This is a genomic window from Klebsiella planticola, from assembly GCF_000783935.2.
Classification (GTDB): domain Bacteria; phylum Pseudomonadota; class Gammaproteobacteria; order Enterobacterales; family Enterobacteriaceae; genus Klebsiella; species Klebsiella planticola.
The window spans coordinates 1568492-1585592 of sequence record NZ_CP026047.1 but is presented as its reverse complement, the minus strand read 5'-3'; the positions used below and the strand labels follow the sequence as shown (position 1 = coordinate 1585592).

Here is a 17101-nt window from a genome sequence, read left to right as displayed (position 1 = left end):
CATTCAATATCAGGTTTCCGATTCTAGGGGATCAGACTGATTGAGAGAAGCGTTGTATTGCTCTACCATGACCCGATACGTATGCTCTGAGGACGTTTTCGTGCACAATCCCGCATTTCTCATCACGATTGATACAGAGGGCGATAACCTCTGGCAAAAACATGACAGCATTACCACCGAGAATGCGCGCTATTTACCGCGTTTTCAGCAGCTTTGCGAAAAGTATGGTTTTAAACCCGTCTATTTGACCAACTATGAAATGGCGATTGATCCCTTTTATATCGAATTCGCCAAAGATGTGATTGCCCGCGGGACGGCGGAAATCGGCATGCACCTCCACGCCTGGAACAGTCCGCCGACGGACCCGTTGACCGATGACGACTGGCGTCATAAGCCCTACCTGATTGAATATTCCGATGCGGCGATGCGCGAAAAAGTCGCTTACATGACCCATCTGCTGGAAGACACTTTCCAGACGAAAATGGTCAGCCATCGCGCCGGACGCTGGGCGTTTGATGAGCGCTACGCCCGTCTGCTGGTGGAGCATGGCTATCTGGTTGACTGCTCGGTCACGCCGCGGGTCAACTGGAAGACGGCGAAAGGCGCCCCGCAGGGGGACGGTGGGACCGATTACCGTCGTTTCCCGCAGCATGCCTATTTCCTTGATGAGAATGATATCAGTCGCGAAGGCCGCTCTTCGCTGCTGGAAGTGCCGATGAGCATTCAGTATAAGCACTCCGGCTGGATGAACAGCGTGAAGCAGGGCTACGATCGCTTGCGCGGCAAAGTGCGCTCGCCTTCCGTTCACTGGCTGCGCCCGATGGGGGGAAATGTCGACACCATGAAGAAAGTGGTGCAGCAGACATTGACTCAGGGTAATGATTACGTCGAATATATGCTGCACTCTTCTGAGTATATGCCTGGCGGCAGCCCGACATTTAAAAATAAACAGGATATCGAGCAGTTATATGTCGACCTGGAAGCATTTTTTAACTGGCTGGCGCCGCAGGTGAAGGGAATGACGTTGGCAGAATATTACCAGCGGAAACACACACAGCGATAAAAGGCACCCTAAGGTACCGTATGCGTATCCTTAAACAACTGACGCGGAAGAAGAATGCTTTCTTCCGCGACATTAAATTTAATTTAATTAATTTTCGTTATAGAAATAAAGCTGAGCGCCAGCCGTTTAATCCGGCTCAGGTGAAACGCATTTTATTACTGCGTCTGGATGACAAAGTCGGTGACATGGTGGTGACCACAGGCTGTGCCAGACTTCTTGCCGAGCGCGGCTATAAAGTCTCTGTTCTCACCGGTCCTGTCTGTATGCAAATATTAGCAGGCTCAATATTTCTTGAGAATATATATTTGTATAAACCGCGGATGTCTCTCGCTGCATTACGGGCACTTAATTTTGATGTGGTCATCGATTTTGATGATGTGAAAACCTATGAACGGTTTAAGTTTCTCTCTGATTTACGCGCGCCCTGCGTGATTGGTTTTAATAAAGAGAAATATAAGCTGTATGACCAGTCAATCGCCTTTTATGATAGCAAAAGCCATATTTCCGCCCGTTATAAACAGGTGGTTAAGCTTTTTGGCGTGAGAGATGAGCACTATCATTATCACGTTCCCGGCGATATACGCGAGCGTGAGCGAGTGGAAAAGTTACTGGCGACAGAAAGTGACAGACAGCTATGCGTCGCCATCAACCCCTTTACCGCATCAACCGATAAGGACTTCTGCCGTCATCAGGTCGCCACGCTCATTGAGCGACTCCGTCAGCTACCCTATAAAGTGAGCGTGGTGATGGTTGGCCGCAGTGAGAAAATTCGTCAGCTTGGGCTGGATATGGCGCTGTATCTGGCTGACAGCAATATCAACTCGGCAGTAGAAGTTATCCGCTGCTGCGATCTGGTGATTACCGCTGACACTTCCATTGTGCACATTGCCAGAGTGTTTGATAAGCCAATGGTGGCGGTCTATAACAAGCGCAAGCTCAAGGATACTGGCCTGCCGGGTTATACCATCTGGGCCCCGGGTTATGCTAAGGCCAGACAGATTGTCTGCGAGGAAGAGAACGTGGCGGATGTCTCGATTGACGCCATATGGCCGATGATCAAAGAACAGGCTGATAGTCTGGTGGCCACGCGCTTGCGGCAATAAAAAAGGGCCCGGACGGGCCCTTTTCTGTTACGGTTTCACGACGGCCTTACGGCCGTTTTGCCGTCAGGTTATTGCTTAACGCAATCCCGAGCGGTAGCCAGAACAGCACCCAGGTTTCTCGTGGGTTGCTGACGATAAACATCCCCTGCGACGCCATAAAAATCAATGCGTACATGAAGATCGCCAGGCCGTACCGGCTGTCGCCGCGGCGTTTGCACCATGCCCGCCATAATCCGCTGGCGATGACCGCCAGCAGCAGCAGCAGGCCAATGATGCCGCCTTTCAACAGCGAGCCGAGATAGACGCTGTGGGTGGTGGTGATGTGTTCACCGCTGTAGTTAATGAATTCGAGTCCATAATCGAACCCCCGGCCCAGCCAGGGATGGTCCGCGATTTCCGCAAGCGTATGGCGCCAGATGCTGAAACGTAGACCACTCTGCGTCCCCATCTCCTCAAAGCGGGCTAGCAGCAGGTCCCCAACCGGCGTCAGGAAGAAGACCAGCCCGAGCACCACCGCCAGCGTGGCGACGATCGCTAAATTACGGCGCGTAAATACCTGGAGATGCAGCGTGCAGCAGAAGGCCAGCGCCAGGGCGATAATCGGCCCGCGGCTCTGGGTAAAGACCATCATCACCAGCAGGATAGCGATCGGCAGATAGAGATAATGGCCGGCTTTCTCTTTCAACAGCAGGCAGCAAATTAAGATGGCGATGCCGCAGTATCCTGCCAGGTCGATAACGTTGGTCGGGCCTGGGTTTTCCGGTGAGACTTCGCGCAGGGTCAGTACCAGCGTATGGTCTATCGCCAGCGTCCAGACAGACAGCACGGTGACTCCGGCAACCACGCTGAGCAGCGCCAGATGCCGGGTGCGGGGATGGCCCAGCAGGGTGGCGAGCAGCAACAGGTAGAAGATGAGATAGGTCCCGTGAGTCAGCGGCGAGTCAATATGTTGCGGCGTATGCCCCCAGAGATTGCTGAGCGCATAGTAGACAAAGAAGAGCACCAGCAGCGCATAGGTCGGCCATTGCTGGCGGGTACTCTCCGCCAGCGCCTGGCGATGGTCTTTGTTCAGTAAAGACAGCAGGAACAGCAGAATTGACAGGTGGAGCAGGTTATTCGTCCGGGTGGAGATGCAAAAAATAGCGCTGAAAAATAAAAATAAGGGAAAGAAAAGGGAGTAACCCTGAATGGCATAGTTACTTATTTTTAAAGTACGCATCAAAAGAAACCTTTGCAAAAATCGTTTCCGGCACCGCACTCTCCTGAGAGAAATTGATGACCCGAATATGGTTTTGTTGTAGCACACAAGCGGCGTGCGAAAAGGACGGGATGACCAGGTCATCCACTTTGTTTGCCAGGTAGGAAGGCAGTTTATTCTGTTGTGTTTCGTAGAACCGCGGTTGGTGGAAATTATTCATGTCCAGCCCGCTGATAAGAATGGTGTCGAATCCCAGCCAGGCGAGGATCTGTAAGGACCAGTAGACCACGGTTCCGGCATCAAAGACCCCGTGGCGGATATCGGTGCTAAAGCAGATATCCTGACGCTCAGGGTGGAAACGCAGCGCTTCGATATGCTGATAGGTTTTCCGCATCACGCTGCTGGCGACCTTAGGCTGGTAAATTTTATAGCAGCCGTCTTCAATCAGCGCCAGGCGGCAGCGCAGATCGGCCGGATAGCGATCGTAGATTTTGGCGATCCCGTGCATGGTGGTAAACAGCACAAGATCGGGCTGGCCGATCACCGAGCGAATAATGTCGGGCTGCTTGTCGTAAAACTCCATATCGACAATGGTGTAGAACGAAAACCGCAGCGTATCAGAGAGAAACCAGGCGCCGTTGACGCCCATCACCGGCACGCTCTCCGGCAGTCGTGAAAAATCAATACCGCGGGTAGAGGGGCCGGTCGCCGTCAACAAAACCTCGCCATGCGCGCTGTTTTTTAACGCGCTCAGGCTGACCAGCGGAATATTTTGACCTTTGTACTGCAGCGTGCGGATTTCACCGCTTTCGCCCCGGGTGATTTTGGTATACGGCCAGAGATTTTCGTTATGGCGAAAAGCACGCGGGTGCGTGTAGCGGTAAATTTGCTTGTACAGTGAACCCATTAAATCAGCCCCTGAGATTGCAGCAGCTGCGCGATGCGGGCGGCGGAAATATCCCCGGTGCTGTTGCCGCTTTCCGGACGTACGACATACTGATTTTTACCGTAACCGCCAATCAACCCCGGGTCGGTGGGGCCATATAACGTAAAATTGGGTTTATCGAGCGCGGCGGTCAGATGGCTCAGGCCGGTATCAACGGAAACCACGCCTCTGGCGCCCGCCAGAACCTGAGCGACCTGCTCCAGGCTCATGCGCGGCAGAACGTCGACAAAGTCGTGACCCTCCGCCAGCCGTTTAGCCCGCGCTTCTTCATGCGGGGCGCCCCACGGCAGCTTAATCTGCAGGCCGCTGTCGGCCAGCAGGGCGATAAGCGCCTGCCAGTGGCTTTCTGGCCAGTGTTTGTCATCGCGGGTCGTGGCATGCAGGAAGACGAGGTACGGCACAGCAGTGGCGGTTTCCGGGCGGGTAAAGTGGCGGGCGATGGCATAATCCCCCTGGCTTTCCGGTCGGGCGTAGCCCAGGCTTTTGGCGAACAGTTCGCGAGTGCGCTCAACGGCATGCTGTTGTTTCGCAATATGGTGGCGGCGATTGTAGAACAGGCTGGCCAGCGGCTCGCGGGCGGTTTGCCAGTCCATACCGTGCTTCACGCCGCGCGCCAGCCGGGTGACCAGCGCGGCGCTTTTGACCAGACCCTGGGCGTCGATAATCGCGTCATATTTCTGTGCCCGTACGGCATCGCGAAAGGCCTGGCGTTCGGCCTTCACCGGCGCGGAAAACCAGGCTTTACGCCAGCGGCGAATGGCGACGGGAATCACCCGATCCACCGCTTCATGCCAGGACGGAATCTGGGCGAACCCTTCCTCGACGACCCAGTCAAAGCGAATGCCGGGAAAAGCTTGCGCGGCATCGGTCAGCGCGGGCAGCGTATGCAGGACGTCGCCCATGGACGAGGTTTTTACGATCAATACCCGCATCCGTTACGCTTCCTCTTTATCGGTTTTTTCCTGCAGGAGCGCGTTTAGCTCTTCCTGTACGCGCTGCGGCGTAATATCGATCAGGCTCTGATGATAACCTTCCGCGGCATCGCCCTTACGGACTTTGTGGTAGCCGCTAATCAGGCGAATCACCCGTGCTTTGTGTGACAGCGGGGGAGTGAAGTCCGGGCTGCTTGGGCCATACAGCGCCACCAGCGGGCGGTCCAGCGCAGCGGCGACGTGCATCAGGCCGGAATCGTTGCTGACCACCGCTTTACAGGCGGCAAGCAGAATGACGGCCTGCTCAAGCTGGGTCTCCCCGGCCAGATTGCGACACCAGGCCTGCTGTTCGCTGCTCAGCGCGGCGATGATCTCTTTGCCCGCTTCGTTATCTTTGGCCGAACCGAACAGGACTATCTGGTAACCGTCGTCGATAAGCTGTTTCGCCAGCTCGGCGTAGTGATAGTGCGGCCAGCGTTTTGCCGGGCCAAACTCTGCGCCGGGGCAGAAGCCGATCATCGGGCGATCGGCTGAGAGATTAAACGCGCTACAGGCCTGCGATTTTTCACCTTCATGAACCTGCAGCTGCGGCCACAGCAGCGGCTGCGGCAGGTCTTTGGCGCTGCGCATGACGCCCTTGTCATAGGCCAGCGCGACATAGCGTTCAACCATCAGCGGCCAGGCGTCTTTATCCAGCACTCGCGCGTCATTCAGCAGACCGTAGCGCATCTCGCCGCGCCAGCCGGTGCGGTGCGGGATGTTGGCGAAGAAGGGGACCAGCGCCGATTTAAACGAGTTGGGCAGCACGTAAGCACGATCGTAGCGACGCTCGCGCAGGCTGTGCCCCAGCTTACGGCGTTCGCCGATTGCCAGCGCGCCGTGGCCGAGCGGCATCGGGATGGCTTCGTTAACTTCCGGCATGCGCGACAGCAGCGGACGGCACCACGCAGGTGCCATCACGTCGATTATCGCCTGGGGATAGCGCGCCCTGAGCGTGCGATAGAGACTTTGCGACATCATCATGTCGCCCACCCAAGACGGGCCAACCACCAATATTTTCATGTTATGTCTTACGCGTCGCGGTTGAGCCAGGCCATATATTCCGTTACGCCTTCGGCAACGGTCTTGAACGGCTTATCGTAGCCCGCAGCGCGCAGGTTGGTCAGATCCGCCTGGGTAAATGCCTGGTAGCGGCCTTTCAGCTTCTCGGGGAACGGGATGTATTCGATGCTGCCTTTCTTATGGTATGCCAGCGTGGCATCGGCTACCGCCTGGAAAGATTCCGCACGGCCGGTGCCGAGGTTGAAAATACCGGATACGCCGTTTTCCCAGAACCACAGGTTTACCGCCGCCACGTCGCCTACGTAGACGAAATCGCGTTTGAAGCCATCGCTGCCTTCGAACAGTTTCGGGCTTTCGCCGTTATTCAACTGGGTGTTGAGGTGGAAAGCCACGCTCGCCATGCTGCCTTTGTGCCCTTCGCGCGGCCCGTAGACGTTGAAATAGCGGAAGCCTACGATCTGCGAGTCGGCTTCCGGCAGGATCTGACGGACGTATTCGTCAAACAGGAATTTGGAGTAGCCGTAAACGTTCAGCGGCTGCTCATATTCACGGGATTCGATAAAGTCGCTGGTGCGGCCGCCGTAGGTTGCCGCCGACGAGGCGTACAGGAACGGAATCTGACGCTCCAGGCAGTAGTGCAGCACCTCTTTAGAGTACTGATAGTTGTTATCCATCATGTACTTGCCGTCCCACTCTGTGGTGGAAGAGCAGGCGCCTTCGTGGAATATGGCTTCAATTTCACCGAACTCTTCCCCGGCCATCACCTGAATCAGGAAGTCTTCTTTATCCATGTAATCAGCGATATCCAGGTCTACCAGGTTAGCAAACTTGGTGCCGTCTTTCAGATTATCTACGACCAAAATGTCGGTAATGCCTTTGTCATTCAGGGCCTTAACGATGTTGCTGCCGATAAACCCTGCGCCGCCGGTAACGATGATCATAACTGTAACCTTTGAAGTATGGAGTCCAGAGACAATCCGGACATGAATACTCATATCATATCACCACATGGAGCAGGCTTCAGCCATTCGCCGAAAAGCGGGGTGGTGAGCGTGATTTATGCTGCAAATAATTCATCCAGGCATGCATCATCTCGTATCAGCGTATAGCTTTGGGTAATATGTGCCAAATTTTGCCAAATCTGGAGAGTTGCAATGCGTGGTGATTTTTACGAACAGTTGACCAATAGCCTTGAGACCGCTCGTGCGGAAGGGTTATTTAAAGAAGAACGCATTATTACGTCGGCGCAGCAGGCGGATATTACCGTCGGCGGCAGCAATGTGATTAACTTCTGCGCCAATAACTATCTGGGTCTGGCTAACCATCCGCAGCTGATTGCTGCCGCGAAAGCCGGGATGGACAGCCACGGTTTTGGTATGGCTTCCGTGCGCTTTATTTGCGGGACGCAGGACAGCCACAAAGCGCTTGAGAAGAAGCTGGCTGAGTTCCTCGGCATGGAAGATGCGATTCTCTACTCCTCCTGCTTCGATGCCAACGGCGGTCTGTTTGAAACCCTGTTAGGCCCGGAAGATGCCATTATTTCCGATGCCCTGAACCACGCCTCGATCATTGACGGCGTTCGCCTGTGCAAAGCAAAACGCTACCGTTATGCCAATAACGATATGCAGGAGCTGGAAGCACGTCTGAAAGAGGCCCGTGAAGCCGGCGCACGCCACGTGCTGATCGCCACCGACGGCGTATTCTCCATGGACGGCGTGATCGCCAACCTGAAAGGCGTCTGCGACCTGGCGGACCAGTTCGATGCGCTGGTGATGGTCGACGATTCCCACGCCGTCGGCTTTGTGGGTGAAAACGGTCGCGGCTCGCATGAATACTGCGATGTGATGGGCCGTGTCGATATCATCACCGGGACATTAGGTAAAGCGCTGGGCGGCGCATCCGGCGGCTATACCGCCGGGCGTAAAGAGGTCGTTGAATGGCTGCGCCAGCGTTCGCGTCCGTATCTGTTCTCCAACTCGCTGGCCCCGGCGATTGTTGCGGCCTCTATCAAAGTGCTGGAGATGGTGGAGTCCGGTGCTGAACTGCGCGATCGCCTGTGGTCCAACGCGCGCCTGTTCCGCGAAAAAATGACCGCCGCGGGCTTTACGCTGGCCGGCGCCGACCACGCGATTATCCCGGTTATGCTGGGCGAAGCCGTGATTGCGCAAAACTTTGCGCGCGAGCTGCAAAAAGAAGGGATTTACGTCACCGGGTTCTTCTATCCGGTGGTACCAAAAGGCCAGGCGCGTATTCGCACCCAGATGTCGGCGGCGCATACCCCTGAACAAATTGAACGTGCGGTAGAAGCCTTTACCCGCATCGGTAAACAACTGGGCGTGATTGCCTGAGGGCGTGAGATGAAAGCGTTATCCAAACTGAAAGCGGAAGAAGGCATCTGGATGACCGACGTACCGGAACCGGAAGTCGGCCATAACGATCTGCTGATCAAAATCCGCAAGACCGCCATTTGCGGTACCGACGTACACATTTATAACTGGGATGAATGGTCGCAAAAAACTATCCCGGTGCCGATGGTAGTAGGGCATGAGTACGTGGGGGAAGTCGTGGGTATCGGCCAGGAAGTACGCGGCTTTAAGATTGGCGATCGCGTTTCCGGCGAAGGGCATATTACCTGCGGCCACTGCCGTAACTGCCGTGCTGGTCGTACACATCTGTGCCGTAACACGATCGGCGTAGGCGTGAACCGTCCGGGCTGTTTCGCGGAATATCTGGTCATTCCGGCTTTCAACGCCTTCAAAATCCCGGACAACATTTCTGACGATCTGGCGTCGATTTTTGACCCGTTTGGTAACGCGGTCCACACGGCGCTCTCGTTCGATCTGGTTGGTGAAGATGTGCTGGTATCCGGCGCAGGCCCAATTGGGATCATGGCGGCTGCGGTCGCGAAACACGTCGGCGCCCGTAATGTGGTTATTACTGACGTGAACGAATATCGACTGGGTCTGGCGCGTAAAATGGGCGTGACGCGTGCCGTGAATGTCGCGCAAGAGAGCCTGACCGATGTGATGGCCGAACTGGGGATGACCGAAGGGTTCGACGTGGGGCTGGAAATGTCCGGTGCGCCGCCGGCATTCCGTACCATGCTGGATACCATGAACCACGGCGGCCGTATTGCGATGCTCGGTATTCCGCCGTCGGATATGTCCATCGACTGGACAAAAGTTATCTTCAAGGGGCTGTTTATTAAAGGGATTTATGGCCGGGAAATGTTCGAGACCTGGTACAAGATGGCCGCATTGATCCAGTCTGGGCTGGATTTGTCACCGATCATTACCCACCGTTTTGGCATCGATGAGTTCCAGCAGGGCTTTGATGCGATGCGCTCCGGCCAGTCCGGAAAAGTGGTGCTGAGCTGGGATTAAATCTGATAAAACGGCAGCCCGGCTGCGGTCGGGTTTTACGCTGAGCGCCTGCGGGCGCTTTTTTTTATTTAGATTTGGATAACATTTCACAGATCCTTCATCGGGAACGCACTTTTTCTAAATCGATTTTTGGCCTATTCGTTTATACAGTTCGTTTAACTACCGTTTAATTTTATAAACACCATGCTTAAACTCTCTGTATGCTTGCTGACCTGTAATTCTGCCCGTCTGCTGAGCCAGGTTTTACCTCCGCTCCTGAAGGTGGCGGATGAGTGCATTGTCGTGGATTCAGGCAGTACCGATACGACGCTGGATATCTGTCGCCAGTTTGGGCTGACGGTACATCATCACCCCTATACCGCTCACGGGGCGCAGATGAACTACGCGACGACGCTGGCCAGCTATGACTGGGTGCTGTGCATGGATAGCGATGAAATTCTCGATAATGAGGTTGTCGCTGAGATTCTGAGGCTGAAAGCCGGCGAGGATCTCGACCCTGTCTGTGCCTGGCGCCTGCCGCGTTACTGGTATGTGCTTGGCGAAGCCGTCAGGACAATTTATCCCGTCTCATCGCCGGATTATCCGGTTCGCTTATTCAATCGTACCACGGCGGCCTTTAATAACCGCCCGGTTGACGATCAGGTGGTCGGCCACGTCAGGTCCGTCAAACTCCCGGGCCGGGTGCGTCACGATACCTTTTATTCGCTGCACGAAGTCTTTAGTAAGCTCAATAGTTATACCACCCGGCTGGTGAAACATCAGAAGATCAAACCCTCGCTGGGCCGCGGGATCATCAGCGCGACTGGCGCTTTTTTTAAGTGGTATCTGTTTAGCGGGGCATGGCGGAAAGGGAAGGTGGGTGCCGTGACCGGGCTGTATGCAACCCTGTACAGTTTTATGAAGTATTTTAAAGCCTGGTATGCCTTTGAAGATAAACGGGAATCTGCCGCTGAAAAACGAACAGATTCCCGATCCGTTTAGTTCGTTGGGTTGTCCCAGCCCTGCCATTTCAGCTGGTAGTACTGCACCAGAGGGCTCTGGCTGATGCTTTCGCTCAGGATGCTGAAGAAGCGGCTGGCGTACACCGGCTCCGGCGGATGCTTCGGCTTACAGAACTTCACGCCGCGGAACGGATTACGCGGCGACGTTGGCGGCGTCGTTTTCGACGGCGGTAGCCCGCTGTCCGGCCTTGAGGTATCGACCTGCGGCTCGTTCAGCAGGTTGCTCGGACGCACCAGGGTGATATCCGGCGGCAGGTTATAGACCATTTGCTGCAGGACGCGCACCGTGGTGGGGTGCGGATGACCGATAGCAATGGCGGAACCGTTGCGGCGCGCCAGCGCGATGGCGCGGTTGAACTGCACGCGAATATCGGCTTCATTCTGCGTGTCATCGAGGAACACCTTCCGCTTGATCACCTTCACTCCGGTACCCTGCGCCGCGCGCATGGCCTGAGTATTACCGATGGTGACGCTGTCGAGGAAGTAGAGATTGTAGCGCTCCAGGGCCTGCATCACCTTTTGCATTCCGAACAGGCTGGAGGTCATCGCGCTGCCCATATGGTTGTTCAGGCCCACGGCGTACGGCACTTTGCCATAGGCGTCGCGGATGATGCGCTCGATCTCGTTACTGCTCATATCCGGGCGCAGCGTATCTTTTTCCAGCGGTTGCTTGCTGAGCGGCGCCATCGGCAGGTGAATAAGCACCTCGTGGCCGAGATTGTGCGCTTTGGTCGCCATTTCACGGGCGTGCGGCGCGTTGGGTAATACGGCGACGGAGATGGTCGCTGGCAGCGCCAGTACCTGATTTTCAGTCTGTGGACGATAGCCAAAGTCGTCAATAACAATGGAGAGTTTACCGGCAAATGCCGATGATGCCATAGCCAGCGTACCGGCTACCGCGAATGCAATTCTGCGAAATTGAAGCAAAACTTATCTTCCCAACCACGGCTGTGGATTGACCGCCTGACCCTGGCGACGAATTTCGAAATAGAGCGACGGACGGCCCTGACCGCCGCTGCTGCCTACGAGAGCAATCGGCTGGCCCGCCCGGACCTGAGTGCCGACGCTGACCAGCGCGCTTTGGTTATAGCCGTAAAGGCTCATATCGCCTTTACCGTGTTCAACGACCACAACCAGGCCGTAGCCCTGTAGCCAGTCGGCGAGAATCACCCGGCCATCGGCAATTGCCTTAACCTCGGTGCCTTCAGACGCAGCGATAACCATCCCTTTCCAACGTAGTTCACCTTGCAGCTGTTCGCCATAAGGATGAAGCAACGTTCCGCGAACCGGCCAGTAGGCCTGACCGCGCGGAGAGCCCAGACCACCGGTGCGGGACATCAGCGAACGCTCGCTTTCGGTTGGTTTATAGGTGGTGCCTTTACGGGATGCATCCTGCTGACGATCGCGCACGGCCTGAGCCTCGCGAGCTTCTCGCTCTGCGCGGGCCTTCGCTGCGGCTTCTGCTTGCGCGATCCGACCGCGCAGGCGCGATTCGTTAGCCCGCATTTCGCCCAGCTGCTGCTGACCTTGCTGAATAGACGATTCAAGGCCTGAAAGGGTTTTCTTACGTTCGTTCCGCGCCTGTTCCAGCTTTGCCTGCTGTGCGCGCTGCTCGTAAACCAGCGTCTGCTGCTGGCTCTGCTTTTCTTCCAGCTCCGCCTTTTGCGCGGCGACCTCTTCGCGCGTCTGTTTCAACTGGGCGATGGTCTCCTGGCGGGCCTGGTTAAGATAACCGTAGTAGACCTGCATGCGCTGGTTACGCTGACCCTCTTCACCGCTGAGGATCATTTGCATCCCGGTATGCGGCCCCTGGCGGAACGCGGCATCAAGCTGCGCGGACAGGTTACGCTCCTGAGTGGCGCGCTGACGTTCCAGCTTTGCGATTGACGCGTTCATCTCGTCAATCTGCTTATTCAGCTGGTTCAGGGTATCCTGGGTTTCACGCAGTTTGCGGGCGGCGGCAGAGATGGCCTCTTCCTGCGCTTTTAGCTGGGCAAGCAGAGAGGCGCGTTGCTGTTGTTGTTGCTTGATCGCCCGCTGCTTTGCGGCGATATCGGCCTGAATAGATTTGAGCTGGTCGCGGTCATCCGCCTGAGCGGGTGCGGCGCACAGCAATACGCCAGCGCTGAGTGCGCTGGCGTAAAGGACGGATCGAACAGCCGTTGCGATCCATGTATTTGAATAAGTCGCCTTTCCCCTCATGGGGAAGGATTATTCCACGATGAACAGCGGCTTGCCAGTCATCTCTTGCGGGATTTCCATTCCCATCAGCGACAACATGGTTGGCGCGATATCGGAAAGCTTGCCACCTTCGGCGACTTTTACGGTTTTATCGCCAACGTAGATCAGCGGTACCGGCAGGTTGGTGTGGGCCGTATGGGCCTGGCCGGTAGCCGGATCGCGCATCTGTTCAGCGTTACCATGATCGGCGGTAATCAGCAGCTGGCCGCCGACGGATTCTACCGCTTTGGCAACCTGATCGATGCAATTGTCCAGCGTTTCAACGGCTTTAATTGCCGCCTCCATGACGCCGGTATGACCGACCATATCGCCGTTCGGATAGTTACAGATGATGGTGTCGTACTGACCGCCCTTGATAGCAGCAACCAGTTTTTCGGTCAGCTCGGCGGAGCTCATTTCCGGCTGCAGGTCGTAGGTTGCGACTTTTGGCGAGTTGATCAGAATACGCTCTTCGCCTTTGAACGGCTCTTCAACGCCGCCGTTAAAGAAGAAGGTCACGTGCGCGTACTTCTCGGTTTCGGAGATGCGCAGCTGAGTCTTGTCGTTCTTCGCCATCCACTCGCCGAAGGTATTGGCCAGGGACGCCGGCGGGTATGCGCAGGCGACTTTGATGTCGGCGGCATATTCGGTCAGCATCACGAAGTCGAGTTTGACCTCTTTCTTACGGGCAAAACCGTCGAAATCGGCGTTGACGAAGGCACGGGTGATTTCACGGGCGCGGTCAGCACGGAAGTTCATGAAAATCAGCGCATCGCCGTCTTCCATCGCGGCATCGGCCTGGCCTGCGGCACGGATCACGGTCGCCTTCACGAACTCATCATTTTCATCGCGAGCGTAAGCGGCCTGCAGACCGGCAACGGCGGTATCGGCCTGGAACTCGCCCTGCGCCAGGGTCATCAGATCATATGCCTGCTCAACGCGGTCCCAGCGATTGTCGCGGTCCATGGCGTAGTAACGGCCAATAATGGAAGCCACGCGGCCTTTACCGAGAGCGGCAAATTTTTCTTCAAATTTCGCCAGTGATTTTTCAGCGCTGCGCGGCGGCGTGTCGCGGCCATCGAGGAAAGCGTGCAGGTAGATTTTTTCTGCCCCACGTTCAGCGGCCAGCTCTACCATCGCCATAATGTGGTCTTCGTGGCTGTGAACGCCGCCAGGGGACATCAGGCCCATAATGTGCACGGCTTTACCCGCAGCAACGGCTTTGTCGACCGCGGCGGTCAGCACCGGGTTTGCAAAGAACGTGCGTTCTTTGATTTCGACATCAAGACGGGTCAGATCCTGGTAAACGATACGACCGGCGCCGAGGTTAACGTGACCCACTTCAGAGTTGCCCATCTGGCGATCCGGCAGACCGACCTCCAGGCCAGAAGCATCAATCAGCGTATGGGGACGTTTCGCCCACAATGCGTCCATGACTGGCGTTTTCGCGCTATAAATCGCGTTATCCTGCTGGTCTTCACGATAGCCATAGCCATCCAGAATGACCAGTACCATCGGCTTTTTAGAATTCGACATTGCGACAACCTCATGCTCAAAGACAGAAAATTTGCGTAATTTTACTACAGCTGAATCGTTCAAAGCACCGTGAAAGATCAAAGAAAGAGAGCGTCGGGCCCGCATGAAAGTCGTCGGAAGGGGATTTTTTCGTGACGGGCCGCAGAAAATACATTACATCGCGCTCACTGGCTGTATTTGCCGCAATGCACAGGTATACTCCTTCCCTGGTTTTTTTATCACTTAGTCGGGAGTTGTAACCCCCCATGCAAGAAATTATGCAATTCGTCGGCCGTCACCCCGTCCTGAGCATCGCGTGGATCGCGCTGCTGGTGGCGGTGCTGTTCACCACCTTTAAGGGGCTGATGTCGAAAGTTAAAGTCATTACCCGTGGTGAAGCGACGCGTCTGATCAACAAAGAAGATGCCGTGGTTGTCGACCTGCGTCAGCGTGACGACTTCCGTAAAGGCCATATCGCGGGCTCCATCAACCTGCTGCCGACCGAAATCAAGGCAAATAACGTTGGTGAGTTGGAAAAACACAAAGCACAACCCATTATAGTGGTAGACGGTTCCGGTATGCAGGCGCAAGAGCCTGCCAGCGCGCTGAATAAAGCCGGATTCGAAAAGGTCTTTGTACTGAAAGAAGGCATCGCTGGCTGGAGCGGCGAAAACCTTCCGCTGGTACGCGGCAAATAAATTTACCCGCGTCTTTATGACGTAGCCAGGTTTCCCCCGCTGCGGCGATCCGTTGGGGGGCAGCCTTGTCTGCGGCGTAACATCCTGCGGGTAAAAACAGGAGTGAAGTCATGGCCAATATTGATATCTACACCAAAGCGACCTGTCCGTTCTGTATCCGTGCGAAAGCACTGCTGAACAGCAAAGGCGTAACGTTCAATGAACTGCCGATTGATGGCAATGCCGCGAAGCGTGAAGAGATGATTCAACGCAGTGGTCGCACGACGGTTCCGCAGATTTTTATTGATGAGCAGCACATTGGCGGCTGTGACGACTTGTATGCGCTTGATTCACGTGGTGGACTTGATCCCCTGCTGCGCTAATTTTGCGTCCACCCAGGCCGGGTAGGCGTATTTAAGGACAACACGAAAGGGTTTTACTATGTCAGAACAAAACAGCACCGAAATGACTTTCCAGATCCAGCGTATCTATACCAAGGATATTTCCTTTGAAGCGCCAAATGCGCCGCAAGTTTTCCAGAAAGACTGGCAGCCGGAAGTTAAACTTGATCTGGACACAGCTTCCAGCCAACTGGCTGAAGGCGTCTACGAAGTGGTGCTGCGCGTAACCGTAACCGCTGCGCTGGGCGAAGAAACCGCGTTCCTGTGTGAAGTACAGCAGGGCGGCATCTTCTCCATCGACGGCATTGACGGCAACCAGATGGCGCATTGCCTCGGCGCATACTGCCCGAACATTCTGTTCCCGTATGCGCGTGAGTGCATTACCAGCCTGGTGTCTCGCGGTACCTTCCCGCAACTGAACCTTGCGCCAGTGAACTTCGATGCGCTGTTCATGAACTATCTGCAGCAGCAAGCTGGCGAAGGTGCCGAACAACATCAGGATGCCTGATGAACGCACTTAATGCTGCAATGACTGTGATCGGTGCCGGCTCATACGGCACCGCTCTTGCCATCACTCTGGCAAGAAATGGCCACCATGTTGTGCTCTGGGGCCATGACCCGAAACATATCGCGACGCTGCAACATGACCGCTGCAATGCCGCTTTCCTTCCTGACGTCCCTTTCCCTGACACGCTGCATCTTGAAAGCGATCTGTCTGCCGCGCTGGCTGCCAGCCGCGACATTCTGGTTGTGGTGCCAAGCCATGTCTTTGGTGAGGTCCTGCGCCAGATTAAACCGCTGATGCGTTCGGATGCGCGCCTGGTCTGGGCGACGAAAGGCCTTGAGGCTGAAACCGGTCGCCTGCTGCAGGATGTCGCGCGCGAAGCGCTGGGCGACACAATCCCGCTGGCGGTGATTTCCGGCCCGACCTTCGCCAAAGAGCTGGCGGCAGGGCTGCCGACGGCCATTTCGCTGGCGTCCACGGAGCCGCAATTTGCCGACGACCTGCAGCGCTTGCTGCACTGCGGTAAAAGCTTCCGCGTCTATATCAACCCGGACTTTATCGGCGTGCAGCTTGGCGGGGCGGTGAAAAACGTCATCGCCATTGGCGCCGGGATGTCTGACGGTATCGGCTTTGGCGCCAATGCGCGTACGGCGCTGATAACCCGTGGTCTGGTTGAAATGTCTCGTCTCGGTACCGCGCTGGGCGCCGATCCGGAAACCTTTATGGGGATGGCGGGGCTGGGCGATCTGGTGCTGACCTGTACCGATAACCAATCGCGTAACCGCCGCTTTGGCATGATGCTCGGCCAGGGTATGGATGTGCAAAGCGCGCAGGATAAGATTGGCCAGGTGGTTGAAGGCTATCGCAATACCAAGGAAGTTCGCGTTCTGGCACAGCGTTTAGGTGTCGAAATGCCAATAACCGAGGAAATTTATCAGGTATTGTATTGCGGAAAAATTGCGCGCGAGGCAGCATTGACTTTATTGGGCCGCGCACGCAAGGACGAGCGCAGCAATTAAGCTTAAAGGAACCTTTGTCACCTCGATGACCCGGTCAGCGTAGAACTGGCCGGTCATTCTGCTATCGCCTGGAGTC

At 55.7% G+C, this 17101-nt stretch carries 17 protein-coding genes; 9 read left to right on the top strand and 8 right to left on the bottom strand.

The genetic code is table 11. The features are described from left to right. Nucleotides 1-100 precede the first annotated feature (100 nt). Both MC50_RS07670 and MC50_RS07665 read left to right on the top strand, forming a co-directional pair. Nucleotides 101-1063, top strand: a complete 963-nt coding sequence (locus MC50_RS07670) for a polysaccharide deacetylase family protein (RefSeq protein WP_032690271.1) — start codon at nt 101-103, stop codon at nt 1061-1063. A 20-nt stretch (nt 1064-1083) separates the two neighbouring features. Next, nucleotides 1084-2166 carry a glycosyltransferase family 9 protein gene (locus MC50_RS07665; protein WP_032690272.1) on the top strand — a complete coding sequence of 361 codons (1083 nt, stop codon included), beginning with the start codon at nt 1084-1086 and terminating at the stop codon, nt 2164-2166. Nucleotides 2167-2212: 46 nt separating this feature from the next. On the opposite strand, the gene MC50_RS07660 is transcribed toward MC50_RS07665, so the two are convergent. Genes MC50_RS07660 through rfaD form a run of 5 tightly spaced genes read right to left on the bottom strand, consistent with a single transcriptional unit; the run spans nt 2213 to nt 7245 of the window. Continuing rightward, the gene (locus MC50_RS07660; RefSeq protein WP_046853333.1) at nt 2213-3385 is read right to left on the bottom strand and encodes an O-antigen ligase family protein; all 1173 of its coding nucleotides are present in this window, start codon (nt 3383-3385) and stop codon (nt 2213-2215) included. Next, nucleotides 3363-4271, bottom strand: a complete 909-nt coding sequence (locus MC50_RS07655) for a sugar glycosyltransferase (protein ID WP_032690274.1) — start codon at nt 4269-4271, stop codon at nt 3363-3365. Before MC50_RS07655 ends, MC50_RS07660 begins: the two co-directional genes overlap by 23 nt. Then, complete coding sequence (rfaC, locus tag MC50_RS07650) at nt 4271-5242, bottom strand: lipopolysaccharide heptosyltransferase RfaC (RefSeq protein ID WP_032690275.1); 972 nt, start codon at nt 5240-5242, stop codon at nt 4271-4273. The genes MC50_RS07655 and rfaC overlap by 1 nt, the downstream gene beginning before the upstream one ends. A gap of 3 nt (nt 5243-5245) precedes the next feature. Continuing rightward, complete coding sequence (gene rfaF / locus MC50_RS07645; protein ID WP_032690276.1) at nt 5246-6304, bottom strand: ADP-heptose--LPS heptosyltransferase RfaF; 1059 nt, start codon at nt 6302-6304, stop codon at nt 5246-5248. Nucleotides 6305-6312: 8 nt separating this feature from the next. Next, nucleotides 6313-7245, bottom strand: a complete 933-nt coding sequence (rfaD, locus tag MC50_RS07640) for an ADP-glyceromanno-heptose 6-epimerase (RefSeq protein WP_032690277.1) — start codon at nt 7243-7245, stop codon at nt 6313-6315. Nucleotides 7246-7458: 213 nt separating this feature from the next. On the opposite strand from rfaD, the gene kbl reads away from it, so the two are divergent. The 3 genes from kbl (at nt 7459) to MC50_RS07625 (ending at nt 10668) form a co-directional block, all read left to right on the top strand. Next, nucleotides 7459-8652 (top strand): glycine C-acetyltransferase, encoded by a 1194-nt coding sequence (kbl, locus tag MC50_RS07635; protein WP_047663593.1) that lies wholly within the window; start codon nt 7459-7461, stop codon nt 8650-8652. A gap of 9 nt (nt 8653-8661) precedes the next feature. Then, entirely contained in the window at nt 8662-9687 is a 1026-nt protein-coding gene (gene tdh / locus MC50_RS07630) for an L-threonine 3-dehydrogenase (protein WP_004868917.1), read from the top strand. Nucleotides 9688-9870: 183 nt separating this feature from the next. Beyond that, complete coding sequence (locus MC50_RS07625; RefSeq protein ID WP_032697000.1) at nt 9871-10668, top strand: glycosyltransferase family 2 protein; 798 nt, start codon at nt 9871-9873, stop codon at nt 10666-10668. Here the strand turns inward: MC50_RS07625 and MC50_RS07620 are convergent. The 3 genes from MC50_RS07620 to gpmM are packed head-to-tail and all read right to left on the bottom strand — an operon-like array spanning nt 10665 to nt 14444. Further along, nucleotides 10665-11615 (bottom strand): divergent polysaccharide deacetylase family protein, encoded by a 951-nt coding sequence (locus MC50_RS07620; RefSeq protein WP_032690280.1) that lies wholly within the window; start codon nt 11613-11615, stop codon nt 10665-10667. The genes MC50_RS07625 and MC50_RS07620 overlap by 4 nt on opposite strands. A 3-nt stretch (nt 11616-11618) precedes the next feature. Further along, nucleotides 11619-12890, bottom strand: coding sequence for a murein hydrolase activator EnvC (envC, locus tag MC50_RS07615; protein WP_047663592.1), 1272 nt, complete (start codon nt 12888-12890; stop codon nt 11619-11621). 9 nt (nt 12891-12899) lie between these two features. Further along, nucleotides 12900-14444: a 2,3-bisphosphoglycerate-independent phosphoglycerate mutase gene (gene gpmM / locus MC50_RS07610; RefSeq protein WP_032690281.1), complete on the bottom strand. Its 1545-nt coding sequence runs from the start codon at nt 14442-14444 to the stop codon at nt 12900-12902. A gap of 245 nt (nt 14445-14689) precedes the next feature. Between gpmM and MC50_RS07605 the strand changes: the two genes are divergently transcribed. The 4 genes from MC50_RS07605 to gpsA all read left to right on the top strand — a co-directional run bounded on the left by MC50_RS07605 (nt 14690) and on the right by gpsA (nt 17025). After that, nucleotides 14690-15121 (top strand): rhodanese-like domain-containing protein, encoded by a 432-nt coding sequence (locus MC50_RS07605; protein WP_004868909.1) that lies wholly within the window; start codon nt 14690-14692, stop codon nt 15119-15121. 110 nt (nt 15122-15231) lie between these two features. Continuing rightward, entirely contained in the window at nt 15232-15483 is a 252-nt protein-coding gene (gene grxC, locus MC50_RS07600; protein WP_004868906.1) for a glutaredoxin 3, read from the top strand. A 58-nt stretch (nt 15484-15541) separates the two neighbouring features. Beyond that, complete coding sequence (gene secB, locus MC50_RS07595) at nt 15542-16009, top strand: protein-export chaperone SecB (protein ID WP_004868904.1); 468 nt, start codon at nt 15542-15544, stop codon at nt 16007-16009. Further along, a complete protein-coding gene (gpsA, locus tag MC50_RS07590) occupies nt 16009-17025 on the top strand; it encodes an NAD(P)H-dependent glycerol-3-phosphate dehydrogenase (protein ID WP_032690282.1) in 1017 nt (338 codons plus the stop codon). The genes secB and gpsA overlap by 1 nt, the downstream gene beginning before the upstream one ends. The last annotated feature ends 76 nt before the right edge of the window (nt 17026-17101 follow it).